Origin of the sequence: Parasphingomonas caseinilytica (genome assembly GCF_036663755.1) — a bacterium.
Classification (GTDB): domain Bacteria; phylum Pseudomonadota; class Alphaproteobacteria; order Sphingomonadales; family Sphingomonadaceae; genus Sphingomonas.
On record NZ_JAXOJL010000005.1, the window covers coordinates 200,290 to 219,615 of the forward strand.

Sequence of the window (19,326 nt, forward strand, 5' to 3'; positions counted from 1 at the left end):
AACGGCGCATGGTAAAGCGATAAGTTCCGAAAGTGTTCGAGGTCTGGAATTAGCGACCCAACTTCCACCGATATCGACACCCGCTGTCCTACACGCTGCCGATTCGCTACGTTGGCCGCCGCTCTTTGACATTGCTGTACATTCCGACCACACACCCCAGCTACGCCTGCCCAATTCGGGCATACCGCGTGACCTTGTGTGAACTTCGCCGGCCCGGGCCGCCGTTCGCGTCGATACCCCATGGCTTTGTGTGAACTTCGCCCGATCGGCGGATCACCGACACACTCGCCAATCTACCGGCGCGGATCCCGAGCGTTCACCCCAAAGCGGTCTTCAGCAGGTCGTTCACCACGCCCGGATTGGCCTTGCCGCCCATCACCTTCATCGTCTGGCCGACGAAGAAGCCGAACAATTTGTCCTTGCCGCCGCGATAGTCGGCAACCTTGTCCGCGTTGGCCGCCATCACCTCGGCGATCACCTTCTCGATCTCGCCGGTATCGCTGGTCTGCTTCAGGCCGCGTTCCTCGACCACCGCACCCGCGCCCTGCCCGGTTTCGAGCATGATCTCGAACACCTGCTTGGCGAGGCTACCCGACAGCGTGCCGTCCGCGACCAAGCCGAGCAGTTCGGCCGCGCCGTCCGGCGTGATCGGCGAACTGCCGATATCCTTGCCCAGGCGGTTGAGCGCACCAAACAATTCCGACGTCACCCAATTCGCCGCCGCGACCGGCTTCGTGCCAGTATCCAGCAGCGCGTCGAACCAGCGCGCATTCTCGACCTCGGCGGTCATCACCGCCGCGTGATACGGCGTGACGCCCAGCGCCTCGTATCGCGCCCGTTTGGCATCGGGGAGTTCGGGCAGGCTGGCGCGGCATTCGTCGAGGAACGCCTGATCCAGTTCCAGCGGCAACAGATCGGGATCGGGGAAGTAACGGTAATCGTGCGCATCTTCCTTCGACCGCATCGACCGGGTCTCGTTCTTGTCGGGATCGTACAGGCGCGTTTCCTGCACGATCTTGCCGCCGTCCTCGATCACCTCGATCTGGCGCTTGGCCTCCTGTTCGACCACCGCCATCACGAAGCGCACCGAGTTGACGTTCTTCGTTTCCGTCCGCGTACCGAGTTCCGGATCGCCGACTTTGCGCACGCTGACGTTCACGTCGGCGCGCATCGATCCCTCTTCCATATTGCCGTCGCACGACCCGACATAGCGCAGGATCGAACGCAGCTTGCGCAGATACGCCCCCGCTTCAGCAGGAGACGCGAGATCCGGCTTCGACACGATCTCCATCAGCGCCACGCCCGACCGGTTGAGATCGACATAGGAGCGGGTCGGATGCTGATCGTGCATCAGCTTGCCGGCATCCTGCTCGACATGGATGCGCTCGACGCCGATGCGCTTGCCGCTGGCATCCGGATTCTTCTCGTCCAGACTGATATCGATCGCGCCCTCGCCGACCAGCGGATGATAGAGCTGGCTGATCTGATAGCCCTGCGGCAGATCGGCATAGAAGTAATTCTTCCGATCGAACCGCGACCACGGATTGATCACCGCATCGATCGCCATCCCGGTGCGCACCGCCTGGCGGATGCACTCGCGGTTCGGCACCGGCAGCATCCCCGGCATCGCCGCATCGACCAGCGACACCTGCGTGTTCGGCTCCGCTCCGAACGTGGTCGCAGCGCCCGAGAACAGCTTGGCGTTCGACGTCACCTGCGCATGAACTTCGAGGCCGACCACGACCTCCCAATCGCCGGTGTTGCCGCGGAGTGTATAGGTGGATTCAGTCATTTGCCGACCTTTTCATCCGCTTGGGATGCCTCATTCTCTTGTGCCTCGACCGTGTATCGAGGTCTGACGTAACCCGAGAGCGAACCTTGCGCCGCCCAAAGGCCTTTTCGAACGGCAGTGCGATAAGCTCCCCAATCACTTGGAACATAAGCTCACCGATCCAGCTCATCTCACCACCAAGCCTCGGCCCGCGCAGTGAACCCGGCACGCTGCTCAAGCGCCAGCCCGGCGTTCAGCACACCCTGCTCGTCCAGCGCCTTGCCGATGATCTGCAATCCCAGCGGCAGGCCGTTGGCGTCCAGCCCGCCCGGCACGCTCATCGCTGGCAGGCCGGCCAGCGAGGACGGCACAGTGAACACATCGTTCAAATACATCGCGATCGGATCGGCGCTCTTCTCGCCCAGCGCGAACGCGGCGCTCGGCGCGGTCGGAGTGAGCAACAGATCGCAATGTTCCCACGCACGATCGAAATCGCGGGCAATGAGCGCGCGGACCTTCGACGCCTGCGTGAAATACGCGTCGTAGAACCCAGCCGAGAGCACATAGGTGCCGATCATGATGCGACGCTTCACCTCCGGCCCGAACCCGGCGGCACGGGTCGCGGCGTACATGTCCTGCAAGCCCGCCCCCTCGGGCAGATCACGTAGGCCATAGCGGACGCCGTCATAGCGGGCGAGGTTCGAGGACGCCTCGGCCGGCGCGATGATGTAATAGGCCGGCAGCGCGTATTTGGTGTGCGGCAGCGACACCTCGACGATCTCCGCCCCCGCATCCTTGGCCCAGGCAATGCCCTGCTGCCACAAAGCGTCGATCTCGGCCGGCATGTTATCGACGCGATATTCCTTGGGAATCCCGATCCGCTTGCCCTTGAGATCGCCGGACAATCCCGCTTCCCATTTCGGCACGGCCAGGTCGAGCGAGGTCGCATCCTTGGAATCGAATCCGGCCATCGCCTCCAGCATGATCGCGCAATCGCGCACATCGCGCGCCATCGGCCCGGCCTGGTCGAGCGACGAGGCGAACGCCACCACGCCCCAGCGCGAGCAGCGGCCATAAGTCGGCTTGATGCCCGATATGCCGACGAACGCGGCCGGCTGGCGGATCGAGCCGCCGGTGTCGGTGCCGGTCGCCGCCGGACACAGACGCGCCGCGATCGCCGCCGAGGAACCGCCCGAGGAACCGCCCGGCGCCAGCGCCGCGTTTCCACCGTCGCTGCGCCGCCACGGCGAGATCACATTGCCGAACGCGCTGGTCTCGTTCGACGATCCCATCGCGAACTGGTCCATGTTCAGCTTGCCAAGCATCCCCGCGCCGGCATCCCACAATTTGCCGGAAACGGTGGACTCATACGGCGGGGTGAAGCCTTCGAGGATCAGGCTGGCGGCGGTCGAGGGCACGCCCTTGGTGCAGAACAGATCCTTCATGCCTATCGGCACGCCGGCCAGCGGCTTAAGCGTCTCGCCGGCGGCACGCGCCTTGTCGGCGGCATCGGCGGCCGCGAGCGCATGGTCCGGGGTTTCCACGAGGAAGGCGTTCAGCACCTTCGCCTTGGCGACATTGGCGTTGAAAGCCTCGGCCACTTCACGCGCCGTAAAGCTGCCATCGCGCACGCCGTCGCGAATGGCGGCGACGCCGAGATCGGTCAATTCACTCACGACGACACTCCCGTCACCCCGGCGAAGGCCGGGGCCGCTGCATTCTGGGCACCCGCTGTGCACACCAACCCGGCGATCCCGGCCTGCGCCGGGATGACGGTTGGGCGGCTGGCGATGATCGTCATTCGATCACCTTCGGCACGGTGAAGAACCCATGCTCGGCCTGGGGCGCATTGGACAGAACCGCATCGCGCACGCCGCCATCCGTCACCACATCGTCGCGCAGGCGCAGATGGTTGGGGATTACCGCGGTCATCGGCGCGACGTCGCTGGTGTCGACCTCGCCCAATTGCTCGATCCAGCCCATGATGTTGTCGAGTTCCGGCGCAATGCGCGCGGCCTCGTCCTCGGTGATCGCGATGCGGGCAAGGCTCGCGATCTTCTTCACGGTTGCGATATCAACTGACATCAGGCGCGGCTAGCAGAGGGCGCGCTTCCCGCGCAACCTATTCGAACGGTTCGCCCACCGGAACGCCGCCGACGAACACTTGACGCACTGTCACCGGACGCACTTCGACTTGGCCCGCCGCAAGCGCCGCCTTGATGACCTTCATGCGTGCCTCATCGATCGGGGGCATCTCGTTATCGCGCAGTTTGCGCCATTTTCCGTCACGCAGGATAAAACGCGCCGGGCCGCAGCGATCGATCCAGACGACAGGAGACGTGGCATTGCCCTCCTGCGGCTTAAGCTCGTCGATGCAGGTGTCGCGCAACGTAATCGCTTCGATCCCGCCGGGTACATATAGCAAAGTGCATTGGTCCTTTTCATTGACCGTGCACGCATTCCAGTCGGTCAGCAGCTTGCGCAAATCCTCCGGCACCGGCACCGCCCGTGGGAGAATGCGGAGGCGTTTCGTGAGTTGATCCGCAGTTTTGATCTGCCGGCCCACGTCAACAAGATCGTAGCGATTGGTTTTGGCCGATGCCGTCAGCGCGCGCGCCTTGATCGCCGCATCGGCCGATGCCGTCAGCCGCTTCAGCGCCACCCGGCCGGAATCGCCGAAATCAAACGCCAGTGCCGCCCAGTCGAACTTGTCCGGCGTGATCCGTCCGCCTTCCAGCCGCGCGACCTGATCGCGCGTCGACAGCGCGTTGAAACTCAGCAGCGGCGTCGCGAGAAACAAGGCCACCCCCGCCACCACGAACGCCATGCGCAGATTGGCCGGGCGCACCCGGTCCCCCCATTGCATCCGCCCACGCACCAGCGACACGAAATAGGCGAGCCCATATGCGCTCGCCAGAATAACGAACGTCAGCGCCCATAACCGGTCCGGCGTCAGACCATATTGCCCGATGCGCAGCCCGGTCGCGATCGCTGCGATCACCGCCAGCGGCAACACCGCCAGCGCGAGCGCCATCGCGCCCCAGCGCAAGACCGGATTGTGCAATTCCTCATCCGTCCCATTGCCGATCACCGCATTGGCGAGGATCAGCGCGCCGATCACGCAGGTCAGCAGAATGGGCGTGGTCGATCGCGTCGCCTCCCACAAGGTGCCCAAGCCGGTGAACGGCAGCGAGACCAGGAACACCAGCAATCCGACACCCAGCACCGGCGCAAGCACGCCCAGCACCGCCGTGACGACACGTTGCAACAGCCGCACCACCCGGTCGCGCTCGCGGAACAGCCCCAGCGCTCCGCCAAACGCTGCGCCAAACAGAGCGGCATTAAACCAATCGCGACCGAGCAATTGCCGGAGGAAATGCAGCCCGATCAGATCGAACAGCGACGACAGCAACCAGGCCAGCGCAAAGACGATGCCCGTAAAGAACCAGCAGGCGAACCACAGCACGACATTCGTCCAGGCATGGCCATGCACTTCAACATAGGGAAAGCGCGCGCCGCCTTCATCGCGCGCCGTCTGAAACAGCGGAACGGCGATCCCGATCGCAAGGATCAGGCTCGCGCATCGCCAATCGCCAATATACCCCCAGCCCGGCTCGCCGTTCCAATAGAAGATCGAGGCAGCCACCACGCCGACCGCTACGCCAAATCCGATCGCCCAGCCGATCCGCACGCGTTCCAATGAAAAGCCGATTGCCGCAGCACCGCCGCCAATTCCGATCGCCAGCGCGACCCGCCACGCTGGCAACGATGTGGATGGGGACCAGAAATAGGATCCGCGCGGTAGAATAAGATGCTCGACCAGCACCGCCGCTACGATGCCGATTCCCGCCAGGATGAACGGTCGCGCGCGCCAGCCTTCACCGGTCTCCGCTTCGTGCGTTTCGAAATCGCCCATCGCATCGCTCTCCCCGTCTGCGCCAAGACAAGCCGGGTCCGATCGCGATTGCAAGCACTGCATCGATGCTGCACGGAATCAGCACGCGCCGCTCACACGACTGTGTCGCGTAGCACAATGGAGTTCGTCGCTTGGCCCGGAAGTTTCTCTACGTCTTTGCCTGCCTCATCGTGCTGACGGTCGCTGCCGCCTTCGCCTATCGGCTGTGGGGGGTGGAGATCATCCGCTGGTGGGCGGTGCCATCGGCGCAGTTCGAGGCGCAGGCACCGGTTCCCGCCAATGCCTATGCCGATCCGAAGATGTGGCTCGCCCATCCCGACCTACGCAAGGATGCCGCGCGCTGGACGCCGCCGGGGTACGCGCCGGTCGCCAATGCTCCCGCGGCGGTGTTCTACGTCCACCCCACCTCGTTCCTCGGCACCGCGCACTGGAATGCGAAGCTCGACGATGCCGAGAGCAACGCCCGCGCCGAACTGTTCCTCCGCGCGCAGGCGACGGCGTTCAACGAGAGCGGCGCGATCTGGGCACCGCGCTATCGCCAGGCGACGTTCGGCGCATTCCTCACCGATGCCGATGCCGCGAACCAGGCGCTCGACCTCGCTTATGGCGACATCTCGGCGGCGTTCGACCAGTTCGTGAAGGAAGCGGGGGATCGCCCGATCATCCTCGCCGGACATAGCCAAGGCGCGTTGCACCTCACCCGCCTGCTGCGCGAGAAGATCGCCGACACACCTTTGGCCAAACGCATCGTCGCGGCGTACGTCATCGGCTGGCCGATCTCGCGCAGCACCGATCTGGCGGCGCTCGGCCTGCCTGAATGCACCCGCCCCGACCAAGCCGGCTGCATCCTGTCATGGCAAAGCTTCGCCGAGCCAGCCGATCCGACGATGATCCTCGAACATTATGACAAGACGACCGGTTTCGACGGGAAGCCGCGCAAGGGCACTCCGATGGTCTGCACGAACCCGCTCACCGGCACCGCCAACGCCACCGCGCCGGCCCAGGCCAATCTCGGCACTCTGATCCCCTCGGCCGCACTCGACACGGCTCAGGTCCAGCCCGGCGCAGTCCCGGCGCGCTGCGACCCGCGCGGTTTCCTGCTGATCGGCGAGCCGCCCGCGATGGGCAATTACGTGCTGCCGGGCAACAATTACCACGTCTACGATTATAGCCTGTTTTGGGCGAACGTGCGCGCGGATGTCGCACGGCGATTGGCGACGTTCGGGAAGGGCGGATGATCACCACCGACCGCCTCCCCTTCCGCGACGCCCTGCCCGACGCCGGCCGCCTGATCGGCCTCGATGTCGGCACCAAGACGATCGGCACCGCCTTGTGCGACGCCGGCTGGAGCTTCGCCTCCCCGGCCCTCCTGATCCGCCGCACCAAGTTCCAGAAGGACAAGACCGCCCTCGCCCAGTTGATCGCCGAGCAGCGCGTGGTCGGCATCGTCATCGGCCTGCCCCTCCATCTCGACGGCAGCGAAAGCCCACGCAGCCAATCGACCCGCGCCTTCGCCCGCAATCTGGAGGATATGGCGCTGCCCATCCTGCTGTGGGACGAACGCTGGTCGACCCAGGCCGTCACCCGCACACTGATCGAACAAGACGCCAGCCGCGCGAAACGCGCCGAACTGGTCGACAAGATGGCCGCCGCCTACATCCTGCAGGGCGCGATCGACGCGCTGGTGGCGATCGCCTGATGCAGGCCTTGCGCCCGCACCCGCGCGCCGTTACCGCGCCCCTTTAATGCCAGCATCGGATCACAGCCCCGCGACGCTCCTGCCCGGCAGCGCCGTCTTCCCGCACCGGCACCTGACCGGCATCGCGGGATTGATGCCGCACGAGATCACGTTCCTGCTCGACGAGGCCGAGCAATGGGTCGAGGCGAACCGCAGCAAGAAACGCGACAAACGCCTGCGCGGACTCACTCAGATCAACGCCTTCTTCGAGAACAGCACCCGCACGCTCCTGTCGTTCGAGATCGCCGGCAAGCGGCTGCGCGCGGACGTCGTCAACATGCACGCCGCCCAATCGAGCGTAAAGAAGGGCGAGACGCTGATCGACACGGCGATGACGCTGAACGCGATGCGCGCCGACGTGATCGTCATCCGCCACGGATCGTCGGGCGCGGTGCGGCTGATTGCCGACAAGGTCGATTGCCCGGTGTTGAACGCAGGCGACGGCGCGCACGAACATCCCACGCAAGCCCTGCTCGATGCGCTGACGATCCGCCGCCGCCGCGGCAGCATCCACAACCAGCGCGTGGTGATCTGCGGCGATCTGCTGCACAGCCGCGTTGCACGATCAAACATCCTCGCGCTCACCGCGCTCGCCGCCGAGGTGCGGGTGTGCGCACCCTCCACGCTGATGCCGGCCGGGATCGAGCGGATGGGCGTCACCCCGTTCACCGATTTCGATGCCGCGCTGGAGGGGGCCGACGTGGTGATGATGCTTCGCCTGCAGAACGAGCGCATGGCAGGGGGCTTCGTGCCCTCCAACCGCGAATTCCACCTCCGCTACGGCCTCACGCTGAAGCGCCTCGCCAAGGCCCAGCCCGGCGCGCTGGTGATGCATCCGGGGCCGATGAATCGCGGCGTCGAGATCGACAGCGCCGTCGCCGATCATGTCGATCAATCCGCGATCACCGAACAGGTCGAGATGGGCGTGGCGGTGCGCATGGCCTGTCTCGACGTGCTGACCCGCCGCGCGCGCGGTGTGAAGGGCTGGGCATGATCCGCGACGTCGCTTTGCTCAACGCCGAGCTCGTCTGCCCGGAAGCGGGCAGCAGCAAGGGCGGCGTGCTCGTACTGGACGGCGTCATCGCCGCGACCGGACTGTTCGAATTACCCGACGGCATCGCGACGATCGACTGCAAGGGCAAGACGCTTGCTCCCGCGATCGTCGATCTCGGCGTGTTCACGATCGACATTCCCGCCTTCCACGCCGGCGGCATCGTCCGCGTCGGTCTGATGCCGGATCAGACGCCGGTGCTGGACGAACCGGGCGTGGTGCAACGCGCGGCGCTGATCGGGCGGCCCGGCCTGTGGATCCACCCGATCGCGGCGGCGACCCGCGCGCTGGCCGGCAAGGATCTCGCCGAGATGGCGATGAACGCGGCGGCGGGCGCGAAGGCGGTCGGCACCGGCGAACGCTGGATCGCGGACTCCGGCGTGATGCGCAAGGTGCTGGCCTATGCCGGCGATCTTGGCCTCACCGTCATCGCGCAGGCCGAGGATGGCGGCATCGTCGGCACGGCGGTGGCCACGGCGGGCGAAACCGCGACGCGCATGGGCCTGCCTTCCGCCCCTGCCCTGGCCGAGCCGCTCGCCATCGCCCGCGACCTGATGCTGGCCGAGGAAACGGGCGCGAAACTGCATTTCCGACAGGTGACGACGGCGGCGGGGTTCGACCTGATCCGCGCGGCGAAAAGGCGCGGCGTCCACGTCACCTGCGGCATCACGCCCGCGCATCTGTTGCTGTCCGATATAGCGATGTCCGATTTCCGCACCTTCACCCACCTCTCGCCGCCGCTTCGCGACGAGAGCGATCGTCAGGCGTGCCTCGCCGCCTTGGCCGATGGGACGATCGATGTGCTGTGTTCGGGCCACGACCCCCGCGGGCCGGAAGAGAAGCGCCTGCCGTTCGCGGATTCGGCCAACGGCATGGCCGGCGCGGAGACCTTACTAGCACTCTCGCTCGGCATGGTCCGCGACGGGCTGATCACGGTCGAGCGGCTGGTTACGATGCTGTCGGCCACGCCGGCGCGCATCCTCGGCCTCGATACCGGCACGCTAAAGGTGGGCATGCCGGCCGATCTGATGCTGTTCGATGCCGGCACGCCTTGGTTGATCGACGCCGACAAGATGGTCGCGCTAGCGGGCAATACGCCGTTCGACGGACTGCCCGTGCAGGGCAAGGTGCTGCGCCTGTGGAAGGGCGGAACGGCGCTGATTTAGCCTAAGGCCACCAGAATCCCGTTCGCCCTGAGCCTGTCGAAGGGCGTGTCCCAAGCGGAGGTGAGCGTTCGGGGCACGTGCTTCGACAAGCTCAGCACGAACGGGTTTAGGGTTTAGTTGGCTTATTTCTTGCCGGGCTTGACCGCAGCCTTAGCCGGAGCAGCAGCCTTAGCCGCAACCGGAGCCTTGGCCGCAGTCGGCACCTTGACCACCGCGACCGCCTTCACAGCCGTCGAACCCTTGATCCACGCCGGAATGCTATCCCCGGCACCAGTGCGCACGAAGCAATGACCGCCCTTGGCGCGATAGCTGCGGCACGTCTTGTCCGCGTCTTCGCGCGTGAACCCGCCGACCGACAGGCGGTAGAAATTCCCGCTCTTGCTCGCGAATTGCGCACCCGATGGCGCACGGCCACCGAATTTGGAGATGCGGCTCGCCCGGCCCCAAGCGTCCTTGGCGACAGCGGCATTCTCGAACGCACCGAGCTGGACGAAATAACTGCCCTTTGCAGTGGCCACGGCTGCGCCCACCGGTGCCGCCTTGGCCTTCGGAATTACGAAGGCGCTGGTCGCCGTCCGGGATTTTGCTACAAACACATTCGCAATCGCAGCACCGGGTGCGCTCTCGCGCTTGGCCGGAATGGTGCTAACGGCGCGGGCCGGCAAAACTTGTACGATCTCACGACGCGGCGCGAAGCTGACGCTCGACACCGACGCCATCACGGGCACCGGCTCGGCTGCGGGCACGACCGGCGTGCCCATCGCCGTGGCGACCGCCGCCGCTTCCGGCTGGGCCTTCGGCATGAAAGCATCGACCGGCGCGACCGCCGCAACCGCAACATTCTTGTTGGCATTCAGCGCCAGCGCGACCGGCTGGCCGGGATCGACCACCGGCGTCACGCCGAGCAAGGATGCGACCTGATCGGATGCGGATTTGGGATTGGCGAAAGCAGCCCATTGCAGGATGCGCGCGTCGAGGTCGCCCGGCGAGACGTCCATCGCCGCGACCGTCTTGGCGTCCTGCCAGCGGCCGGCGAGCGCCAGTGCGAGCGCGAAATTCTGTCGGGTCTTGGCGTCGGCATCGGGTGCGCGCACCGCCGGTTCGAGCAATTCGACCGCACTGGCCGGATCACCCGCCAGCGCAATCGCCAGCCCGCGATCACTGACAGGGATCGTCGCGGCATTGGCGTCGAGCGTGTGGCGCGCGCCGTCCCAATTGCCCTCGGCGATCTCCGCCAGCGCAAGGTTAAGTGCTGCCTTGCCGTTGGTCGGCTCCAGCACCAGCGCATCGCTGAACGCGGCCCGCGCCGACGTGAAGCGCCCCGCCTTCAAATACGCCTGACCCAAAACCAGCCGATATGCGACGACGCCGGGATCGTAGCTGACCGCCGCTTCGCCGAACTTCACGGCCGCCAGCGCATTATCGCCGGCCAGCGCCTTGCGCGCGTAATCGAACTGCTTGCGCGCCATCTTGGTCGGATCGGACGCGCCGGCATAGGCGCTGCCGCCCTCGCCGATGAACGCGGTCATCGTGCCCGCAAAGGCAATGGTGGATAGTCCCAGGGCGAGGAGTGCGCGGGTCTTCATCGGAAAAATCCCTATTCGATCACTTGCCAGCCCGGTTCGGAACCTGGCTCGCTAGCTCGGCAACATCGGGCAAAGTGGTTAAGAAAGCGTCTAACGCCTCGGTCACGAGCATTTGCGCCGAGCGCTTCTCCAGCGCACTGGCCAGCCGCAACATCAGGTGGCGATCCGCATCCAAACGAAGCGTGAAGGCCGATTTCGCGGCACCCTTGTGATGCGCGCGCGTCTCGCGGCCGATCCGCGTCGCGGTGGCGACGGAGACCGATTTGCGCGCTGGCTGTTCCGCAACCGGCGCTTCGACCGGCACAGGTGCCTCGATGACGATCGGAGCCTTGGCTGCAATCGGAGCTTTGGCGGTTACCGGTTTCTCGACGGCGGCCGGAGCGGCGAATTCTTCCTGCAACGCCTCACGCTGCAGCAGCACCGGCGGCACGGCGGCAACGGGCGCGGGAGCAAGCTCCGCCTCGCCCATATCGTTCCAGCCGAGATCGTCATGCACGTTCTGCGGCGCGCCGAAGCCACCAAAGCCTTGCGGGCGCATCGCCGGACGGGCGGTGCCCTTGCGCGCGAGCAGGGTGGAGGACAGCGAGGCGAGCGGTTTCTGGGTTCCCATCATATGCCCGCGCTCCTTAGCTGACGACCCGGCGGCCGAAGCCACCTGCGGCGGTGCGCTGCGGCACATAGGTGTTGGCACCCGGTGCCGAAAACACGGTGCGGCGGAAATTCTTTTCCAGGCGATCGGAAATGTACGACCACAAGGCCTGCACTTCCTGCGCGGACCGGCTCTTGGGATCGCATTCCATCACGGTGCGCCCGTCGATCATCGATGCGGCGAAATCGGTGCGGTGGTGGATGGTCACCGGCGCGACCGTGCCATGCTGCGACAGCGCGACGGCGGCTTCCGATGTGATCTTGGCCTTCGGGGTGGCGCCGTTGACGACGAACAGCAACGGCTTGCCGGCGCGTTCGCACAGGTCGACCGTGGCCCCCACGGCGCGCAGGTCGTGCGGCGAAGGGCGGGTCGGGATCACGATCAGTTCGGCCACCGCGATCACGCTCTGGATCGCCATGGTGATCGCCGGCGGCGTATCGATCATGGCGAGCTTGAAGCCCTGCTGGCGCAACACCTCCAGATCGGCGGCGAGCCGCGCGACGGTGGTCTGGGCGAAGGCGGGATATTCCGCGCCACGCTCGTTCCACCAATCGGACAGCGACCCCTGCGGATCGATATCGATCAGCACGACCGGGCCGGCTCCAGCCAACTGTGCCTGTACGGCAAGATGCCCGGATAGCGTGGTCTTTCCGGACCCGCCCTTCTGTGATGCCATCGCGAGAACGCGCATGTGTCCCAAGAACTCCCCAATTCGAGCATCGGAGATCGCACGTCACCTCTCAAGAAGACGTTAACATCGTAAAGTAAGGGTGTGCGGGCGGGTCACGCTAACGATCCGTTTACCATCTTCTCGATAGGGATGGGCGATCACGGAATTTTCGAATGCGGGAACATTCATGCGTAAGCGCGTATCTCTGCTGGCTATCGGTCTCACCGCCCTGATCGCGGCGACATCCGGCGCGGCGCTGGCCGACGTCAAGCATGGCATCGATCTGTGGAATCAGGGCGAATATCGCAAGGCCGCGGATGAGTGGCGCCCGGCCGCGATCGCCGGCGATGCCCAGGCGCAATTCAATCTGGGTCAGGCCTACAAGCTCGGGCGCGGCGTGCCGACCGACATGCCGATGGCCGAAAGCTGGTATCGCAAGGCCGCGCTGCAGGGCCTGCCGCAGGCCGAAGTGAATTACGGTCTGGCGCTGTTCGATCGTGGCGACCGCGCCGGCGCACTGCCCTGGCTGGAAAAATCGGTCGCGCGTGGCGAACCGCGCGCGCAACTCGTACTCGGCACGATGCTGTTCAACGGCGACGGCGTGTCGCGCGATTACCCTCGCGCCTATGCGCTGATGGTGCGCTCGTCCGCCGCGAACGTCCCCTCCGCCTCGAAAGTGCTCGCGCAGATGGACCAATACGTCCCACTCGCCGACCGCCAGCAGGGCATGATCCTCGCCCGCCAATACGAAGCGGACGCGCAGCGTGTCGATCTGCCGCCCCCGGAAATCGCCGGTCAGGGGAATGACAATGCGATGCGTGCAACCGAACTTCCGGCATCCAGTTACGAGGTGAGCAATCACCAGCCTGCACCGCGCACCGCGCCGCCACGCCAGACCGTCGCAGCCACGCGCGTCGTCCCCGCGCCTGCCGCGCCGAGCGGCAATTGGCGGGTCCAGCTGGGCGCTTTTGGCGACCCTGCAAACGCGCGCAAACTCTGGACGCAAATGGGCGGCAAGTTCGCCGGTCGAACGCCTTATTACGTGAAATCCGGCACTCTCACCCGCCTGCTCGTCGGTCCGTACGCAACGAACGCGGAAGCCGCGCGCGCCTGCGCCGCGATCAAGCCCTGCGTGCCAACCGGCGGCTAAACTAAATCGTCACACCAGCACCTACCTCGTCACACCGTCGCCTACGTCGTCACCCCAGCGAAGGCTGGGGTCTCAAGCGGCAAACACGCGCCGATTGCCACAAGATCCCAGCCTCCGCTGGGATGACGATTGTGGTCAGCCCGAAACCCAATCCTCCCGCCTGATTCCCTGAGCATACAACAACGCCGTCAGATCGTTATGATCCACCCGCGCAGCCGCCGCCGCCGCCACGATCGGCTTCGCGCGGTACGCCACGCCGAGGCCAGCCCGCTCGATCATCGCCAGATCGTTCGCCCCATCCCCAACCGCCAGCGTCGCCGCCGCCGCCAGCCCACGCTCGGCGGTCGCGGCCAGCAAGGTTTCCAGCTTCGTATACGATCCCACGATCGGCTTGGCGACCTTCCCCGTCAGGACGCCGCCCTCGATCAGCAGCCGGTTGGCAATCGCCCGGTCGAACCCGATCGTCGCCGCCACCGGCTCGGCAAAGCGCGTGAAGCCGCCCGACACCAGCACCGTCAACGCGCCCCGCGCCTTCATCGTGCGCACTAAAGCCGCCGCGCCGGGCATGATCACGACGCGCTCCTTCAAACACGTTCCGATCGCGGCTTCGTCCAGGTCCGCCAGCAACGCCACGCGCGCATCCAGCGCCGCCTCGAAATCCAGTTCGCCGCGCATCGCGCGTTCGGTGATCTCGGCGATCTGCGGCTTGATGCCGGCATAATCGGCCAGTTCGTCGATGCATTCGACTGTGATCATGGTCGAATCCATATCGGCGACGAGCAGTTTCTTTTCCCGACCCGCTGCCGCCTGCACCACGACGTCGCCACCCGGAATCGCACCCTCCAGCGCAGTGCGCGCGGCCTCGGGCAGTTCGGCGAAGGTCATATCGGCCGCGAAGCCGTCATCGATCCACGCCGTATCGGCCGGCGCGCACCCCGCCTCGGCCAGCCGATCGCGCGCGGCCGAAATATCGCCCCCGGAAAGCGTCCCCGGTGCTATCAGCGTGGCGATGAACATGGCTAAGAACCTCCCGAAGCTCGCGCTCATCGCAGGGCCTACCGCCAGCGGCAAGTCCGCGCTCGCGACGGATCTGGCGGAATGTTACGATGGCGTAGTGATCAATGCCGACAGCGCGCAGGTCTACGCCAATCTGCGCATCCTCTCGGCCCGCCCGAGCGTGGCGGACGAGACCCGCGTGCCGCACCGTCTGTTCGGCTATATCGACGGCGCGGAAAGCTGCTCCGCCGCGCGCTGGGCCGCCGATGCGCGCGCCGCCATCGCCGAGACGCAGGCGACGGGCAAGCTGCCGATCCTCGTCGGCGGCACCGGCCTCTACATCCGCACCCTGCTCGACGGCATCGCGTCGGTACCGGAAATCGATCCCGCGATCCGTGAAGCGGTCCGCGCCCTGCCCGTCGCCGAGGCGCACGCGCAACTCCTGCAAGCCGACCCGAAAGCCGCCGCTCGCCTCGCCCCCGCCGACACCACCCGCGTTGCCCGCGCCTTGGAGGTCGCCCGCTCGACCGGCCGCACCTTGGCCGAATGGCAGGCGCACCGCGAGGGCGGCATCGCCGGGCAGATCCACCTCATCCCCACCATACTGTTACCAGACCGCGATTGGCTACTCGCCCGCTGCGACACGCGCGCCGAAGCGATGCTGGAGGACGGCGCGGTCGCGGAAGTCGCGGCCCTGCTCGCCCGCGACGACATCGCCCCGAACCTCTCGGTCCGCCGCGCGATCGGCGTGGCCGAGATCGCCGACTGGCTGACCGGTAAAACCACGCGCGAACAGGCACTTGAGGCACTTCGCCTCGCCACTCGCCAATATGCCAAGCGCCAGTTCACCTGGTTCCGCAACCAGCCGCCACCCGATTGGCCCCGCATCGTAACGTCAGAAATATCCAATTATATCGCTCAATACGATAGATTATTACAATAATAACGCTTGACGCGTACGAATCATACGGGTAGCCGCACCCCCGCCAAGCCGCTATTGCAGCGCGGCAAAAGAGGATCTGAGTGATGAACGCGGAAAAGAGCGGAGCCGATATCCTGGTCGAGGCGCTGTGCGATCTCGGCGTGGAGGTCGTGTTCGGCTATCCCGGCGGCGCGGTGCTGCCGATCTACGATGCCATGTTCAGGTCCGGCCGCATCAAGCATATCCTCGTCCGCCACGAACAGGCGGCGACGCATGCGGCGGAGGGCTATGCCCGCTCGACCGGCAAGCCCGGCGTGGTGCTCGTCACCTCCGGCCCGGGTGCGACCAACGCCGTCACCGGCATCACCGATGCGCTGATGGATTCGATCCCGATGGTCGTCATCACCGGCCAGGTGCCGACCGCCCTGATCGGCACGGACGCCTTCCAGGAGGCGGACACGGTCGGCATCACGCGCCATTGTTCGAAGCACAATTATCTCGTGAAGGACCCCGCCTCGCTGGGCGGCATCATTCACGAGGCGTTCCACATCGCCACCTCGGGTCGCCCCGGCCCGGTCGTGGTCGACATCCCCAAGGACGTGCAGGTCGCGACGGCGCGCTACACCAAGCCCGGCCCGATCAAGCACAAGACCTATCGTCCGCAGATCAAGGCCGATCCCACGCTGATCGAGCAGGCGGTGGACATGCTGGCCGCAGCCGAACGCCCGATCTTCTATACAGGCGGCGGGATCATCAATTCCGGCCCGGGCGCATCGCAGTTACTGCGCGAACTCGCGCGCATCACCGGCGCGCCCGTCACCTCGACGCTGATGGGCCTCGGTGCCTATCCGGCAAGCGGCGAGGCATGGCTCGGCATGCTCGGCATGCACGGCACCTACGAAGCCAATATGGCGATGAACAAGGCCGACCTCATCGTCTGCCTCGGCGCGCGCTTCGACGATCGCGTGACCGGGCGGCTCGACGCGTTCAGCCCGCTCAGCCGCAAGATCCATATCGATATCGACCGTTCGAGCGTGAACAAGAACGTGCGCGTTGATCTTCCGATCATCGCCGATGTCGGCCACGCACTGGAAGACATGGTGCGCGTCTACAAATCGCGCCGCCATCCCAAACCCGATCTGTCGGAATGGTGGACGCGCATCAACGGCTGGCGCGCGCGCGGCAGCCTGGATTTCGCCGATCACCCGACCGAGATCATGCCGCAACGCGCGATCCGGGCGCTGTGGGAGGCGACGCACAAGCGCGCGCCGATCGTCAGCACCGAAGTCGGCCAGCACCAGATGTGGGCCGCGCAGCATTTCGGCTTCGAAGGGCCGAACAAATGGCTGACCAGCGGCGGTCTCGGCACGATGGGCTATGGCCTGCCCGCCGCGATCGGCGCGCAGCTCGGCAATCCCAACGCGCTGTGCATCGATATCGCCGGTGAAGCATCGATCCAGATGAACATCCAGGAACTCGGCACCGCGACGCAATATCGCCTGCCGGTGAAGGTCTTCATCCTCAACAACCAATATATGGGCATGGTCCGCCAATGGCAGGAACTGACCTATTCCTCGCGCTATTCGGAAAGCTATTCGGATGCCTTGCCCGATTTCGTGAAGCTCGCCGAGGCCTATGGCTGGAAGGGCATCCGCATCGAAAACCCCGACGACCTCGACGCCGGGATCGCCGCGATGCTCGCGCATGACGGCCCGGTGATGGTCGATTGCATGGTCTCGCAACTCACCAACTGCTTCCCGATGATCCCGAGCGGCGCGGCGCACACCGACATGATCCTGCAGGCGGAGGAAGTGTCCGGCGAGATGGACGACGAAGCGAAGGCGCTGGTCTGATGCACATCAAAACCGAAACCTCGTCCCGCCATACGCTGGCGGTAATGGTCGACAACGAACCGGGCATCCTCGCCCGGATCGCCGGCCTGTTCACCGCGCGCGGCTATAATATCGAGAGCCTGACCGTGTCGGACGTCACAGCCGATCACGCCGTCAGCCGCATCACGATCGTCACCACCGCGTCCGACCAGACGATGGAGCAGATCCTCGCCCAGCTCGACCGGCTGATCCCGGTGCATTCGGTAACGGACCTCACCGCACTCGGTCCGCACGTCGAACGCGAACTCGCGCTGGTCAAGGTTGCCGGCACCGGCGATCATCGCATCGAGGCACTGCGCCTCGCCGACGTCTACCGCGCCCGCGTGGTCGATGCCACGACGACCAGCTTCGTGTTCGAGGTCACCGGAGGCCGCGAGAAGATCGACACGTTCATCACCCTGATGCGCGAGGTCGGCCTGATCGAGGTCGCCCGCACCGGCATCGTCGCCATCGCGCGCGGGAAGAACGCGGCCTGAGTTTCACTGTTCACATCAACCCACCCACTGTCACCCCAGCGAAGGCTGGGGTCTCGCGGCAACCGGCACCACCCGAGCCCCCTGAGATGCCAGCCTGCGCTGGCATGACGATCATCTTCGAAAGGGAATTCCAATGCGCGTATATTACGATCGCGACGCCGATCTGAACCTGATCACCGACAAGAAGATCGCCATCGTCGGCTACGGATCGCAGGGCCACGCCCACGCCCAGAATTTGCGCGACAGCGGCGTCAAGGATGTCGCCATCGCACTGCGCGAAGGCTCGGCCACGGCAAAGAAGGCGATCGACGCCGGCTTCGCGGTCAAGTCGAACAAGGAGGCCGCGGCCTGGGCCGACATCGTCATGATCCTCGCGCCCGACGAGCATCAAGCCGCGATCTATGCAGAAGACCTGCACGATAACATGAAGCAGGGCGCGGCGTTGGCCTTCGCACACGGCCTTAACGTGCATTTCGGCTTGATCGAGCCGCGCGCCGATCTCGACGTGATCATGATCGCCCCCAAAGGTCCCGGCCACACCGTGCGTAGCGAATATGTTCGCGGCGGCGGCGTCCCCTGCCTGATCGCGATCGACCAAGACAAGAGCGGCAACGCGCATGACGTGGCATTGGCCTACGCGTCCGGCGTCGGCGGCGGGCGCAGCGGCATCATCGAAACCAACTTCCGCGAGGAATGCGAGACCGATCTGTTCGGCGAGCAGGCCGTTCTGTGCGGCGGCATCACCCACCTGATCCAGGCCGGGTTCGAGACTTTGGTCGAGGCCGGCTACGCCCCGGAAATGGCCTATTTCGAATGCCTGCACGAGACCAAGCTGATCGTCGATCTGCTGTATGAAGGCGGCATTGCCAACATGCGCTATTCGATCAGCAATACCGCGGAATATGGCGACATCACCACCGGTCCACGCATCATCACCGCCGAAACCAAGGCCGAGATGAAGCGCGTCCTCGCCGACATCCAGTCGGGCCGCTTCGTCAAGAACTTCATCCTCGACAACCGCGCCGGCCAGCCGGAACTCAAGGCAGCACGCAAGCAAGCGCTGGCGCATCCGATCGAGAAGATCGGCAGCGAACTGCGCGGCATGATGCCCTGGATCGGCAAGAACGCGCTGGTGGACAAGGGCAAGAACTGACCGCCGCCGGGGCACGCCAGTTCCATGCACTTGGCTACCCCGGACGTGTCGGCATCCACCGTGTAGCATAGAGTTGCGGCACGGTGGATGCCGAACGCCTGCCTTGCCCCTGCCGCAATCGGCCGTCACGAGCGATCACCGCTCGTCCTGGCCTGTTCAAAATTCGTTATAGGATATATGTTGCGGAGCG

General features: G+C 65.5%; 18 protein-coding genes. 9 read left to right on the forward strand and 9 right to left on the reverse strand.

All coding sequences use genetic code 11. From position 1 onward, the window contains the following. Positions 1–316: 316 nt before the first annotated feature. The 5 genes from gatB to U1738_RS12625 form a co-directional block, all read right to left on the reverse strand. Positions 317–1,792, reverse strand: a complete 1,476-nt coding sequence (gatB, locus tag U1738_RS12605; RefSeq protein ID WP_332789388.1) for an Asp-tRNA(Asn)/Glu-tRNA(Gln) amidotransferase subunit GatB — start codon at positions 1,790–1,792, stop codon at positions 317–319. Positions 1,793–1,962: 170 nt separating this feature from the next. Continuing rightward, positions 1,963–3,447, reverse strand: a complete 1,485-nt coding sequence (gatA, locus tag U1738_RS12610) for an Asp-tRNA(Asn)/Glu-tRNA(Gln) amidotransferase subunit GatA (protein WP_332789389.1) — start codon at positions 3,445–3,447, stop codon at positions 1,963–1,965. Further along, positions 3,444–3,572 carry a hypothetical protein gene (locus tag U1738_RS12615; RefSeq protein WP_332789390.1) on the reverse strand — a complete coding sequence of 43 codons (129 nt, stop codon included), beginning with the start codon at positions 3,570–3,572 and terminating at the stop codon, positions 3,444–3,446. The genes gatA and U1738_RS12615 overlap by 4 nt, the downstream gene beginning before the upstream one ends. After that, entirely contained in the window at positions 3,569–3,856 is a 288-nt protein-coding gene (gene gatC, locus U1738_RS12620) for an Asp-tRNA(Asn)/Glu-tRNA(Gln) amidotransferase subunit GatC (protein WP_332789391.1), read from the reverse strand. The genes U1738_RS12615 and gatC overlap by 4 nt, the downstream gene beginning before the upstream one ends. 37 nt (positions 3,857–3,893) lie before the next feature. Then, positions 3,894–5,687, reverse strand: coding sequence for a DUF4153 domain-containing protein (locus tag U1738_RS12625; protein ID WP_332789392.1), 1,794 nt, complete (start codon positions 5,685–5,687; stop codon positions 3,894–3,896). Positions 5,688–5,818: 131 nt separating this feature from the next. Between U1738_RS12625 and U1738_RS12630 the strand changes: the two genes are divergently transcribed. The 4 genes from U1738_RS12630 to U1738_RS12645 are packed head-to-tail and all read left to right on the forward strand — an operon-like array spanning position 5,819 to position 9,642. Further along, complete coding sequence (locus U1738_RS12630; protein ID WP_332789393.1) at positions 5,819–6,925, forward strand: DUF3089 domain-containing protein; 1,107 nt, start codon at positions 5,819–5,821, stop codon at positions 6,923–6,925. Beyond that, the gene (gene ruvX / locus U1738_RS12635) at positions 6,922–7,386 is read left to right on the forward strand and encodes a Holliday junction resolvase RuvX (protein WP_332789394.1); all 465 of its coding nucleotides are present in this window, start codon (positions 6,922–6,924) and stop codon (positions 7,384–7,386) included. Before U1738_RS12630 ends, ruvX begins: the two co-directional genes overlap by 4 nt. A 46-nt stretch (positions 7,387–7,432) precedes the next feature. Beyond that, entirely contained in the window at positions 7,433–8,419 is a 987-nt protein-coding gene (locus tag U1738_RS12640) for an aspartate carbamoyltransferase catalytic subunit (RefSeq protein ID WP_332789395.1), read from the forward strand. After that, complete coding sequence (locus U1738_RS12645) at positions 8,416–9,642, forward strand: dihydroorotase (RefSeq protein WP_332789396.1); 1,227 nt, start codon at positions 8,416–8,418, stop codon at positions 9,640–9,642. Before U1738_RS12640 ends, U1738_RS12645 begins: the two co-directional genes overlap by 4 nt. Before the next feature lie 122 nt (positions 9,643–9,764). Here the strand turns inward: U1738_RS12645 and U1738_RS12650 are convergent, their stop codons facing one another. Genes U1738_RS12650 through U1738_RS12660 form a run of 3 tightly spaced genes read right to left on the reverse strand, consistent with a single transcriptional unit; the run spans position 9,765 to position 12,568 of the window. Continuing rightward, the gene (locus U1738_RS12650; protein ID WP_332789397.1) at positions 9,765–11,228 is read right to left on the reverse strand and encodes an SPOR domain-containing protein; all 1,464 of its coding nucleotides are present in this window, start codon (positions 11,226–11,228) and stop codon (positions 9,765–9,767) included. Between the two features lie 19 nt (positions 11,229–11,247). Next, positions 11,248–11,838, reverse strand: a complete 591-nt coding sequence (locus tag U1738_RS12655; RefSeq protein ID WP_332789524.1) for a hypothetical protein — start codon at positions 11,836–11,838, stop codon at positions 11,248–11,250. A 16-nt stretch (positions 11,839–11,854) separates the two neighbouring features. After that, the gene (locus U1738_RS12660; protein ID WP_055783373.1) at positions 11,855–12,568 is read right to left on the reverse strand and encodes an AAA family ATPase; all 714 of its coding nucleotides are present in this window, start codon (positions 12,566–12,568) and stop codon (positions 11,855–11,857) included. A 166-nt stretch (positions 12,569–12,734) separates the two neighbouring features. Between U1738_RS12660 and U1738_RS12665 the strand changes: the two genes are divergently transcribed. Then, on the forward strand, positions 12,735–13,697 hold the full coding sequence (locus U1738_RS12665; protein ID WP_332789398.1) for an SPOR domain-containing protein: 963 nt from the start codon (positions 12,735–12,737) through the stop codon (positions 13,695–13,697). A gap of 135 nt (positions 13,698–13,832) precedes the next feature. Here U1738_RS12665 and serB read toward each other — a convergent pair whose 3' ends face one another. Further along, the gene (serB, locus tag U1738_RS12670; RefSeq protein WP_332789399.1) at positions 13,833–14,714 is read right to left on the reverse strand and encodes a phosphoserine phosphatase SerB; all 882 of its coding nucleotides are present in this window, start codon (positions 14,712–14,714) and stop codon (positions 13,833–13,835) included. Between serB and miaA the strand changes: the two genes are divergently transcribed. From miaA to ilvC, 4 genes are all read left to right on the forward strand, one after another. Further along, complete coding sequence (gene miaA, locus U1738_RS12675; protein WP_332789400.1) at positions 14,713–15,636, forward strand: tRNA (adenosine(37)-N6)-dimethylallyltransferase MiaA; 924 nt, start codon at positions 14,713–14,715, stop codon at positions 15,634–15,636. The genes serB and miaA overlap by 2 nt on opposite strands. An 83-nt stretch (positions 15,637–15,719) precedes the next feature. Continuing rightward, complete coding sequence (locus tag U1738_RS12680; RefSeq protein ID WP_332789401.1) at positions 15,720–17,468, forward strand: acetolactate synthase 3 large subunit; 1,749 nt, start codon at positions 15,720–15,722, stop codon at positions 17,466–17,468. Beyond that, the gene (gene ilvN, locus U1738_RS12685) at positions 17,468–17,983 is read left to right on the forward strand and encodes an acetolactate synthase small subunit (RefSeq protein WP_332789402.1); all 516 of its coding nucleotides are present in this window, start codon (positions 17,468–17,470) and stop codon (positions 17,981–17,983) included. The genes U1738_RS12680 and ilvN overlap by 1 nt, the downstream gene beginning before the upstream one ends. A gap of 133 nt (positions 17,984–18,116) precedes the next feature. Further along, complete coding sequence (ilvC, locus tag U1738_RS12690; protein WP_332789403.1) at positions 18,117–19,136, forward strand: ketol-acid reductoisomerase; 1,020 nt, start codon at positions 18,117–18,119, stop codon at positions 19,134–19,136. Positions 19,137–19,326: the final 190 nt, after the last annotated feature.